Raw genomic sequence first — 9,892 nt, forward strand, 5'->3', positions numbered from 1 at the left:
CGTCGAGGCGGAAGGCATCCGGTTGCCCACCCGTCGGCGGGCATTCCGCCGCGACCACGACCTGCGGGCGATCCCGAGTCAGGTCATGGTGTCCATCGATCTCGGCGACATCCGATTCACCTGAGCACCCGGCGTCGCTCGGACCGTCGCCGCACCTCGATCGGCGCGGGCCGCCTCGGCGGGGCCGACACCCTCGCCGAGCCGGGCGGCGACCCGGGCGCCGGAGATGCGCTGCCGTTGTCGTACGACGCGCTCATGCTCGGATCTGGATGTCGCCGTCGACCACCCTCATGTCGTACACGGTGAGCGCCCGGTGCGCAGGACCCCTCGCCACCGCGCCGGTACTGACGTCGAACTCCGAGCCGTGGCACCGGCACGTGATCATCGTCCCGGTGAGCAAGCCTCCGGAGAGCGGGCACGAGTCGTCGGAGCAGGTGCAGAGGTCGTCGAACGTGTAGAGGCTGCCCCCGACACGCGCGATCGAGACCCTCCGCTTGTGATCGCCGAGGTAGAACGGGACGACGAAGCCGTCGGGGATCACCTCGTCGGCCCCGAGTGTGCGGAAGCCATCCGCAGTTCGCTCGGTCATCGCGCTGCTCCTTGTCCTGGGTCCGGCTCAGTAGGGGTGTTCGGGGATCACCTCGGACTCCGTCGCGTCCAGCCTCAGCTCGCCCGGCGCACCGACCGGCACGACGGGCCGGTGCGGCATGACGGGCCGGTGCGGCATGACGGGCCGGTGCGGCATGACGGGAGCCAGACGCTCGTCGCCCGAACCCAGGGGCGGCCTGGTGTCCGACTCCCCCTTGTTCGGCCGGAAGGACATCGCGCGCTCGGCCAGTGCCGTGATCATCAGTGACGGATTCACTCCCGGGTTCGCCGGCATGACTCTCCCGTCCATGACGTGCAGGCCCGGCTGACCGAACAGACGCAGGTTGGGGTCGACGGCCCCGCCGTCGCTGCGCTCGCAAATCGGGATCCCACCGCCGAAGTGGGCCGAGGCACCGCGGTTGATGACCTCGAACAGCAGCGCGCCTTCACAGCTCTCCCTCTTCTCGGCCAGCCCGCCGGCGAAGTTCTCGATGACCGGAACGTGCACCGCCGGCGCCTCACCGGCCCCGTGCCGGCTGTGCAGTCGGCCGTCCTTCCAGTAGAGCTCGATCGAGGTGTCGGTGGTCTGCGAGCACAGCATGATGGCGGTGCGCTCGGACCAGACCCTTCTCCACCGCCCGCAGTGCGGCGACACTTCCGCCGAAGCCGGAACCGACGGTCAGTACGTCGTAGTCGAAGGCTGCCATGGGATCGCTCCTCTCCGGCTCCTGCGACCCGCCTGCCGGCCCGGATCAACCACCGCAGGGCGGGCGCGCCGAGCCCGCACCCGTCGACCCCCAGGTTGTCCGCGTGGTCCGCCGGCGCGAACGCCGGGAAAACCCCTCAGCGGCATGAGACGGCGCGTCCGTCGCGGCCGCCGCGACTCTGCTCAGGAGCCGGAGGACGAGTCCGCCCCCGCGGCGCAGGCGGGATGGCCGCCCGGATCCCAGGCCACCACCCTTAACGTGGCAGGCCCGGACGGGCTTGGGGAGTCCGGCGATCGGCAGGGGGCCCGAGGTGTCAGACGATCGCGGTTGCCAACGGTTGGGCTCCTGCTGGGTTCGGCCGTCGGGAGCCCACCCGTAGCCGTGCTCACCAGGCGGGATCTCTTCGCTGTTCCGGCAGACGCGGCAACGACCGCGGATGGGCGTCCGCGTCCGGCGCCCGATCGCTCGGCAGCGCACGGCCGGCAGGCGGTGGCGGGCCGAGCTCGGGAACGAACATCATGCCGAGACCGGCGGCCACGCCGGCCAGCATGGATCTGAGCAGGTACATGGGATGCACGGGAATCATCCCTCCTCGTGTGCAGGTGCTCGACCGACCGGGTCGGGCGCCGGCCGCCGAAGCAGTGCGGTCCCGCCCCGGTCGCGCACCATGGCCCGGCGCTGTGTCGGCGTTCTCGGCGCGGTGGAGGTCGGCAACCCCGGCTCCACGACGACCTCGGGATGCGGCGGGGGGAGGCCCTGTTCGCACTGCACGGCGGCCGTCGACCCATCGAGTTTCATTATTGAACCATCAGGCCCCAGGAATCAAGACGACCGGTCATCTGTTCTCCAGGACATCCACCTCTGTCGCGGCTCGCCGAAGGCGGATTCGCGCAACGCTCCCCCGGCCCCCGTGGATGGCCACACGACCGAGAGCAGGATCCCGATGGTGAACAAGCCGTTCGACCGGGTCTTCGGCGAAAGCCGATCGCCGTCCTTGCGCTCCAGGTCCGCTGCCGGTGTCCGCGCCGGCACCGGCGCGGAAAGCCTTCCCCCAAGGAGGGCCACCGCGTTCTCCGGGGTTTCGGGCATCGCGGACCTCGCCCCCCGACAGGTGCGCGTGGGCCCGCTCAGCATGGGGTACATAGAGGCCGGCCCGACTGCCGCGCCCGTGGCCCTGCTTCTGCACGGCTGGCCCTACGGGATCCACAGCTTCGCGGACGTCGTACCCCTGCTCACCGCACAGGGGTTCCGCGTGGTCGTCCCCTACCTCCGAGGTCACGGCACCACGCGCTTCGTCTCAGCCGAGACCTTCCGCAACGGCCAGCAGACAGCAGTGGCGCTCGACATCGTCGCCCTGATGGACGCGCTCGGGATCGGATCCGCCGTTCTGGGCGGCTTCGGCTGGGGAGCCCAGACCGCTCAGACCATCGCCGTGCTCTGGCCCGAACGCAGCCGGGCCCTCGTCTCGGCCGCCGGGCATCCGGACACCGCGGACGGTGGAGGCGCGCTGCCGCTGCCCCCCACGTCGCAGTGGGCCTGGTGGTCACGGCACTACCGCTCGCTCGCAGCCGCCTGGCCCGGCCCGGAGCGTCACGGCGTGATCCGGAGCATGTGGAAAGACCTCTCCCCCGGCTGGGACTTCGACGACGCCACCTTCGAAACGGCCTCCCCGGCCTTCGGCAATCCGGACTGGGCTCGCATCGCCGTGCACAGCCACCAGTGGCAACTGGGCCAGGCCGACGGCGATCCACGCCTCGACGGACTCGAGGCCCGCGTGGCGGCGGACCCGACGATCGCCGTTCCCACGATCGCCCTGGACGCCGAACTGGACCCGTCCAGGCCCGCGGGAGGACCCGCAGCGTACTGGGACAGGTTCATCGGGAAACTCGGCCACCGCACCCTCATGGGCATCGGTCACAACATCCCCCAGGAGTCCCCTGCCGCCTTCGCCCAAGCGGTGGTCGACGCCCACCGCCTGTGATCCCAAGGCGGCAATGCCCGAGAGGAGTGGGACGATGAGCTGGTTGTCGTTCCTGCGCAGGCGCCTGCGCCGCGCGAGGCCCCGCGTCACTTCACGGTCCGGGGCTGCGGCCCTGCTCACCGAAGCCCAGCGCCTGCCCGCTTCGGTCGTGTTCCGATACGACGCGAAGAATCCCTTCGCAGTGCGCATGACCGTGAGCGTGGCCGGCATCCAGGTGGAGTGGGTATTCGACCGGGATCTCCTGGTCCAGGGCGTCGACATGCCGACCGGCCTCGGGGCCGTTCAGGTGTGGCCGTCCTCACGACGTTCCGAACTCGCCGGGGCCGGCGACGACATCGTCCTGATACGGATAGCGGGCACCGGCGCTCAGGCAACACTCGCCGTGCCGGCAGAGGTCGTGCGCGACTTCGTGAAGCGTGCCGAGGCACTGGTGCCCGCCGGTTCCGAGAGCGAGAGGCTTCGCGTCGACGAAGGCATCGTGCGGCTGATGGAAGGCGCGGGCAGCCCGGGAAGCGGAACGGCGTGAGCCGCCGGGCGGCTCGCCACGGCACCGGCCCGCGGCCGCCCGAGAACGAACATCGCGCCGCGACCGAACTGATCGGCCTGCCCACCGAGTTCTTCGATCACCTCACCGGCGTTCCGAAGGATCGCACCGGAGCGGGGTGATCGAGGGGCCCGGACTCCTCCCCGAGTACGGATCCTGATTCCCGTGGGTCCGCCTGCCCGAGCTGCGATCCGCCTGCCCGGGCTGCCGCAGGCCGGACAACAGGCCGCCGCACTTCACGCGGCTACCTCGACCAGCACGAGTTCCGGTCCGGCGCGCAGCCTCTCCGGTTCGACACCTGCTCCCGGAAACAGCGCGTCTCAATCGACCGTGCATGCCCAGAATGGCACGCAGTTGAGCGGGCGGCCCCGGCCTGCGAGCACATCGGCCGTACGCCGGGCCGGGCGGCCCCCGGTGAACGGACACGCCCGCTCTCCCCATGATGCGGGGATAACCGCCCCCCGGGTCTTCGCGGGAGGACGGGGACCCGCTCAGGCCGCCAGCGATTCGAGGACCGCCGCGAAGTCGTCCACGGGACCCCGGCTCCTGGTGACCTTCGCCCGCGCCGCGGCCCCCTCCCAGGAGTTCGCCAGGAAGCGGGCCAGCCTGACGCCGCCGACGGGGCTTGCGAGGGATCCGGTGGCACAGGCCTCCTCCAACGCGGAGGCCAGGAAGGACACCCAGCAGTTGAAGCTTTCGTCCACTGCTTCGCGGATGGCCGTGCTCTGCGTGGACAGCTCCACCCCGAAGTTCCCGAGCATGCAGCCCCGCGCATAGTCGAACCGCGCCAGCCCCGCCGCCAGATGGGCGAAGTGCGCACGCACCCGTTCGAACGGGGCCATCGACTCGTCCGCCAGCATCTCGGTGCACTGGGCTGCGGCATAACGGCGCATCACCTCGACCGCCAGCGCCTCCTTGCTCTCGAAGTGGTTGTAGAAGGTGCCCTTCGGCACCCCCGCGGCATCGGTGATGTCCTTGACTCCGCTGCCGTTGAATCCGTGCTCGTGGAAGTGGTCGTAGGCGGCGTCGATCAACTGCTCCCGCTTACTGGGCCTGGCCATGTCGTCTCTCTCCGAATCCAGTCACATGGGGTCGGTCATCCACCTGTCGGCCGACTTCGTACCCGGCCGCCTTCACGACCGGCCGAGCGAACGGGACATCCGTTCGAGCCGATCGGGGCGCTCCTGCAGAGTCGGGTGGCCGGAGAACGGCCCACCGGTCCGACGTCGCCCCTTGGTGGCGGGAGCGAAGTAGAAGGCGTTGAACGCATGCAGCAGGCCGACCAACAGCAAGGTCAGCAACATCCGCGCGATCAGCCCGCGGTCGGGCGGGAATCCGGTCCTGCACACGGCTCCTCCTCGGTCGCTGGGCGCCCCTGGTGGCTGCCGCGGGTCGCCTGCCTGAACAGGTACACAGCGAGCGGCAGTTCGACGAGCAGGGCCGGCAGGGCGGACAGCCGGACATCCGCGTCCCGAAGCCGAGGGGCAGGTCGAACCATGCGTCGCACACGAGGAGCACCGCCGTGGCGAGCGCGGCGTGGACGAACCCGCGCCGCCCTGGCCAGCCGGGGAAGGTCATGACGCCAGCATCAGAGCAGTCATCGGGACCAGACCGGTGCTGAGATCGGCCCACCACACCCGGTAGTACCAGAGCAGCGTGAAGTAGTCGAACTCCCGGCCGATGATGAGCCCCCAGCGACACTGGTACTTCACCGTCGCCCCCACGTGGGGGAAGGTCGCGTGGCTCTGCCGAGGCAGATCCATGGCGGTAGCCATCGGAAGCCCCTTTCGCTTCTGTCCCGGGCTCCTCGACCGGGCCCCGGGAGAGCACGGACGGCGCGGCGTCCATGTCGCACCCAACCCTAAGACGACCGATCATATTCCTCGTCGATCGGGCGGCCGTGAACACTCTCCCCGGGTCCGGCGGGCGGCTCGAGCGGCAGCCGACCGGGCCGGGCCCCCCGGCCCGGGGCTCGGGCGCCCGGGCCCTCTCCTTCGGACCTAGTTCTGCCGCCACCAGCGGGTGATGACGTCGGCGTAGGCGTCGGCGCCCTCCTCCCACGCGAAGTGACCGGCATCGATGAGGTCGAGCCTGCTGTTGGGCAGGTGTTCGTGCAGGTACTCGGCGTTCGCCGGGGGCACGACGCGGTCGTCGCGGCCGGCGAGGATCTGGACCGGCGTCTCGATGGTGGGCAGCAGGCCGGCGAGGACCGGCAGTTCGGCCGGGTACGCGCGGACATAGGGCAGTTGGTCGGCGAACCGTCGGCCGGTGTAGCAGGCGAGGTAGTCCTGGCGCACCACGTCCGGCAGTTCGTAGCCGCGGATGTTGTTGATCGCCGCCGTCACGGCGGCCTTGGGGTCCATGGCCCGGTAGGGGGCCAGATCCTCGGCGTGCACCCATTCGTCCAGTGGGCTTCCGAGCTGCAACGGGACCGCCGCGCCGCCGGTCCCCACGACCAGGGTCCGCAGTCGCCCCGGGTGCCGGGCCGCGGCGAACAGCGCCGCCGCGGTGCCGATGTCGGGACCGACGACATGCGGTTCCGCCAGCTCGAACTCGTCCACGATCCGCACGACGAAGTCGCCCATCGCCTTCGGCGACAGCAGGTCCTGCCTGAGCTCCGACTGCCCGAACCCCGGGAGGTCCACCGCGATCAGTCGCGCGGAACCCGCCAGTTTCGACCAGATCGCGTCGTACGAGTACAGACTCTCCGGCCACGGGCTCAGCAGCAGAGCCGCCCGGTCGCCCGACCCGTCACTCTCCGCATACCGGATCGACAGACCGTCGATCGTCCGGAACCGCGGCTTGATCTCACTCATCGCCCGATCTCCTGTTCTTCGTGGCCCAGGCAGAGCCCTCTGCTTCCTGCATCCGCCGTTCCGGCCGGGCCGCTCCGAGTGCACGCGCCGGCTTCGGCCCGCGCAGGACGGAGGGCGACCAGGGGGCGAGGGGCACGGCCCGAGCAGGCCGCGCCCCTCCCCCGTGCCCCGCCGACGCCTGCCGCCGATCCGCACCACCACGGGTCGCGGCAGGGTCGCCGGTGGGGCGACCGCGGGCGTCAGCGGGCGGTGGCCTGGGCGGCCTGCTCAATGATGCCGGTCACCGCGTCCGGATGGGTCTGCGGCACGGCGTGGGAGGAGTTCACCTCGACAGTGTGCGCGTGGGCGCGCTCGGCCATGAACTGCTGCTCGGCCGGGTTGATGGCATGGTCCTGGGTGGTGACCAGATCCCATGAGGGGATGGTCTTCCAGGCGACGTCGGTGGTCTTGTCGCTGAAGATGTTCGCGGCTGCCGGGCGCTGGGCGGCGGCCGCCACGTCGGCGATCGCCTGAGGCGCGTCGGCCGCCACGTCGGCGATCGCCTGAGGCGCGTCGGCTGCCACGGCATCGTGGAACTTGTCGGCCCTGACCGACAGTTCGACGCCGGCGCCGCCGCCCGGGAGCGGGTAGGGCGCCGGGACCAGCGAGGAGTTGAGCTCGGTTGCGGGGAACTTGGCGCCCAGGGACGCCACGCTCTCGCCCTTGTCGGGGGCGATGGCGGCGATGTAGACCAGCGCCTTGACCTGCGCGTCGCCGGCGGCGGCCTCGGTCATCACGGAGCCGCCGTAGGAGTGCCCGGCCAGCACGATCGGTCCGTGGATGGTGCCGAGGACGCTGCGCAGGTAGGCCGAGTCACTGGCCAGCCCGCGCAGCGGGTTGGCCGGGGCGACCACCTTGTAGCCGTCGTGCTGCAGGTGCCCGATCACGCCGTCCCACTCGGAGGCGTCCACGAAGGCGCCGTGCACGAGCACGACGGTGGGCTTCTGCGTCGGTGACGGCGTGGCGGCGTGGGCCGACGGGGCGGCGACGGACACCCCGACGGCTGCGGCCGCCGCGGCGGCAACGCCGAACGCGGCGGCGGACTTGCGGGGGCTGCGCAGAGCGGTCATCACGACCATGGTGACTCTCCTTCAGATGCGGCTGAGTTCAGCCGAACAGAGCCCGAGCGGATGATCCGGAACACTGCGCTCCAAGAGCGATGTCGCTGGGACCACGGCAGCAGCCGACACGAGGGCCGCATCCGCCAAAGGGCGATTGACTCCAAGATGACCGGTCATTTTCGATTTGTCAACCCGCCTCCCCCGCCGGCCCGACCCCTCTGCGAGGGATCCTCCGCGCCACCAGGAATGAACGCGCAAGGAAAGATGCTATTCAGCTACAGCCATGTCGTTTGATATGAGCTGCCAAGCGTTCCCCGCGGGGGCGGATTGCCCCGCCTCCCCCGAGCCACCCGAGGTCCCATGGACACCGCGTCGACCAATCCGCCGGCCGAACTGCACGGCAGCACAGCCGCCCGCCGGCCCCGGGCGCAGCGCCCGACGCGATCACCGGCTCGGGCCTGGCTGCAGCCACCACTGATCGCGCTGGTCGTCGTCGCCGCCTTCATCAGCTGTTACGTGGGCTTCGCACGCGCGGCCAAGCCCCATCAGCTCCCGGTGGCCGTGGTCGGCGGGCAGCTGTCCACACAGATCCAGCAGGCTCTCGGCGACGGCATCGCCGTCCACCCCGAGCCGAACGCCGCGGCCGCCGACCGTGCGCTCGAGCACCGGGACGTCATCGCGGTCCTGACCGCGCACGGAGCCGACGGCCTGTCCCTCGAGGTCGCCGGAGCCAACGGGCTGTCGACGACGTCCGCCGTGGAGAACCTGGTCAACGCCTATGCCCACGGAGCGGGAAAGACCGCGACCGTGCACGACGGCGTGCCGCTCGCCCACTACGACAGCCGGGGCCTCGCGGGCTTCTACGTCGCCTTCGGTGTGACGCTCTCCGGCTTCGTCCTGGCGCAGAACATCCTGGGGCTGTCCAAGAGCCTGCACCTGCGGCACCGCTTCACCGTGATGGCGGCGTTCGCAGCCGTCGCGGGCGCCACCGGTGCCGCCCTTGCCGGCCCGGTCCTGGGTGCGGTGCCCGCACCCTTCATCCCCTTGGCGGCGACCCTGGCCCTCCTGGCCGGTGCCGCAGCCTTCACCACCAAGCTCCTCGGCACCTTCTTCGGCTCGGTGGGCGTGCCCCTCGCCACCCTGCTGCTCCTCACCGTCGGGAACTCGACGAGCGGGGCCTCCATCGGAGCGGACCTGCTGCCCAGCCCCGCACGACTCCTCTCCGACGTCCTGCCGCCGGGAGCCGCGGTGCGCGCCATCACCGACCTGAGCTACTTCAACGGTTCCCATGCCGTGGTCCCGCTGCTCACCCTCGCCGCCTGGGCCATCGTCCCGGCCGTGCTGGTGTGGGCGCGCTCGGTCCGCGCGGCCAGGAGTGCCGATGGAGAGCCGGCAGCCGCGTGATGCTGCACAAGCTGTAAGATACGAACCATTGATGTATATGTCTCCTGCTTCAGGGAGTGCACGTGACGTGGTCGGCCCTCGGGCGCTTCGGCGTGGACCCGGCTCCCGCCGGACTCGCGTTCGTCCAGGACTTCATGGACACGATCTCCGCGGGCAAGCCGCGGCAGGAGGATCTCCTCGCCGACCGGTCCACCGCCCAGGACTGGCTGGACGACGCCCTCCGCTCCTGGGCGGGACTCGCGGGCACCGCTCGCCTCGGCATCGACCTCGCTCCAGAAGACCTGGATCAGCTGCGCAGCTTCCGCGAGGACCTTCGACGCACCGTGACCGGCCCGCAGGACGACGCGGCACACGCCGCCGACCCGCCCCCCACGATGCTGCCCACCCTCGCTGTGGGTCTGCACTGGGACGGGGCCGGTCGTGTGCAGCCCCTTCCCCGCGGCTCCGGGTGGAGGAAGGTGGCCTCGCTCGTCGCCCTCGAGGTGTTCAGGGCGCAGCTGGACGGATCCTGGAGCCGGCTCAAGGCGTGCCGCAACCCACGGTGCGCGGTGGCCTTCTTCGACCGCTCGCGCAACAACAGTGCGGTCTGGCACAGCGTGAAGGTCTGCGGCAATGCCGCCAACCTGCGCGCCTACCGCGCACGGCAGCGGGCCACCGGCGGCGCGGGGGGGGGCCGGGGGCCCCCCGCACCAGCCCCCCGGGCGTGGCCCCGCCGGGGGTGGGGGGGGGTTTAAAACAAAGAAGCGGCCGAC

Annotated in this window: 13 protein-coding genes; 5 read left to right on the forward strand and 8 right to left on the reverse strand. The window is 71.0% G+C overall.

All coding sequences use genetic code 11. The annotated features are described in order from the left end of the window. Window positions 1-253 precede the first annotated feature (253 nt). From ACFV0G_RS19980 to ACFV0G_RS19990, 3 genes are all read right to left on the reverse strand, one after another. Window positions 254-589: a Rieske (2Fe-2S) protein gene (locus ACFV0G_RS19980; RefSeq protein ID WP_380549206.1), complete on the reverse strand. Its 336-nt coding sequence runs from the start codon at window positions 587-589 to the stop codon at window positions 254-256. 27 nt (window positions 590-616) lie between these two features. Further along, window positions 617-1,096, reverse strand: a complete 480-nt coding sequence (locus ACFV0G_RS19985) for a GMC oxidoreductase (protein WP_380549209.1) — start codon at window positions 1,094-1,096, stop codon at window positions 617-619. Between the two features lie 584 nt (window positions 1,097-1,680). Beyond that, window positions 1,681-1,881: a hypothetical protein gene (locus ACFV0G_RS19990; protein WP_380549212.1), complete on the reverse strand. Its 201-nt coding sequence runs from the start codon at window positions 1,879-1,881 to the stop codon at window positions 1,681-1,683. Between the two features lie 357 nt (window positions 1,882-2,238). Between ACFV0G_RS19990 and ACFV0G_RS19995 the strand changes: the two genes are divergently transcribed. Genes ACFV0G_RS19995 through ACFV0G_RS20005 form a run of 3 tightly spaced genes read left to right on the forward strand, consistent with a single transcriptional unit; the run spans window position 2,239 to window position 3,942 of the window. Then, window positions 2,239-3,276, forward strand: coding sequence for an alpha/beta fold hydrolase (locus ACFV0G_RS19995; RefSeq protein WP_380549215.1), 1,038 nt, complete (start codon window positions 2,239-2,241; stop codon window positions 3,274-3,276). A 34-nt stretch (window positions 3,277-3,310) separates the two neighbouring features. Beyond that, window positions 3,311-3,802 carry an SsgA family sporulation/cell division regulator gene (locus ACFV0G_RS20000; RefSeq protein ID WP_380549218.1) on the forward strand — a complete coding sequence of 164 codons (492 nt, stop codon included), beginning with the start codon at window positions 3,311-3,313 and terminating at the stop codon, window positions 3,800-3,802. Next, window positions 3,799-3,942 (forward strand): hypothetical protein, encoded by a 144-nt coding sequence (locus ACFV0G_RS20005; protein ID WP_380549221.1) that lies wholly within the window; start codon window positions 3,799-3,801, stop codon window positions 3,940-3,942. Before ACFV0G_RS20000 ends, ACFV0G_RS20005 begins: the two co-directional genes overlap by 4 nt. 369 nt (window positions 3,943-4,311) lie before the next feature. Here ACFV0G_RS20005 and ACFV0G_RS20010 read toward each other — a convergent pair whose 3' ends face one another. From ACFV0G_RS20010 to ACFV0G_RS20030, 5 genes are all read right to left on the reverse strand, one after another. Beyond that, window positions 4,312-4,881, reverse strand: coding sequence for a TetR family transcriptional regulator C-terminal domain-containing protein (locus ACFV0G_RS20010; RefSeq protein ID WP_380549224.1), 570 nt, complete (start codon window positions 4,879-4,881; stop codon window positions 4,312-4,314). Between the two features lie 72 nt (window positions 4,882-4,953). Continuing rightward, entirely contained in the window at window positions 4,954-5,169 is a 216-nt protein-coding gene (locus tag ACFV0G_RS20015) for a hypothetical protein (protein ID WP_380549227.1), read from the reverse strand. A gap of 225 nt (window positions 5,170-5,394) precedes the next feature. Further along, entirely contained in the window at window positions 5,395-5,583 is a 189-nt protein-coding gene (locus ACFV0G_RS20020; RefSeq protein ID WP_380549230.1) for a hypothetical protein, read from the reverse strand. Window positions 5,584-5,820: 237 nt separating this feature from the next. Next, window positions 5,821-6,636 (reverse strand): alpha/beta fold hydrolase, encoded by an 816-nt coding sequence (locus tag ACFV0G_RS20025; protein WP_380549233.1) that lies wholly within the window; start codon window positions 6,634-6,636, stop codon window positions 5,821-5,823. Between the two features lie 239 nt (window positions 6,637-6,875). Further along, window positions 6,876-7,754, reverse strand: coding sequence for an alpha/beta fold hydrolase (locus tag ACFV0G_RS20030; RefSeq protein WP_380549236.1), 879 nt, complete (start codon window positions 7,752-7,754; stop codon window positions 6,876-6,878). Window positions 7,755-8,096: 342 nt separating this feature from the next. Between ACFV0G_RS20030 and ACFV0G_RS20035 the strand changes: the two genes are divergently transcribed. Both ACFV0G_RS20035 and ACFV0G_RS20040 read left to right on the forward strand, forming a co-directional pair. Further along, window positions 8,097-9,140, forward strand: a complete 1,044-nt coding sequence (locus tag ACFV0G_RS20035) for a hypothetical protein (RefSeq protein ID WP_380549240.1) — start codon at window positions 8,097-8,099, stop codon at window positions 9,138-9,140. 62 nt (window positions 9,141-9,202) lie between these two features. After that, complete coding sequence (locus ACFV0G_RS20040) at window positions 9,203-9,874, forward strand: CGNR zinc finger domain-containing protein (protein WP_380549243.1); 672 nt, start codon at window positions 9,203-9,205, stop codon at window positions 9,872-9,874. The last annotated feature ends 18 nt before the right edge of the window (window positions 9,875-9,892 follow it).

The sequence above is a fragment of the Kitasatospora sp. NPDC059571 genome (assembly GCF_042735675.1).
Classification (GTDB): Bacteria; Actinomycetota; Actinomycetes; order Streptomycetales; family Streptomycetaceae; genus Kitasatospora.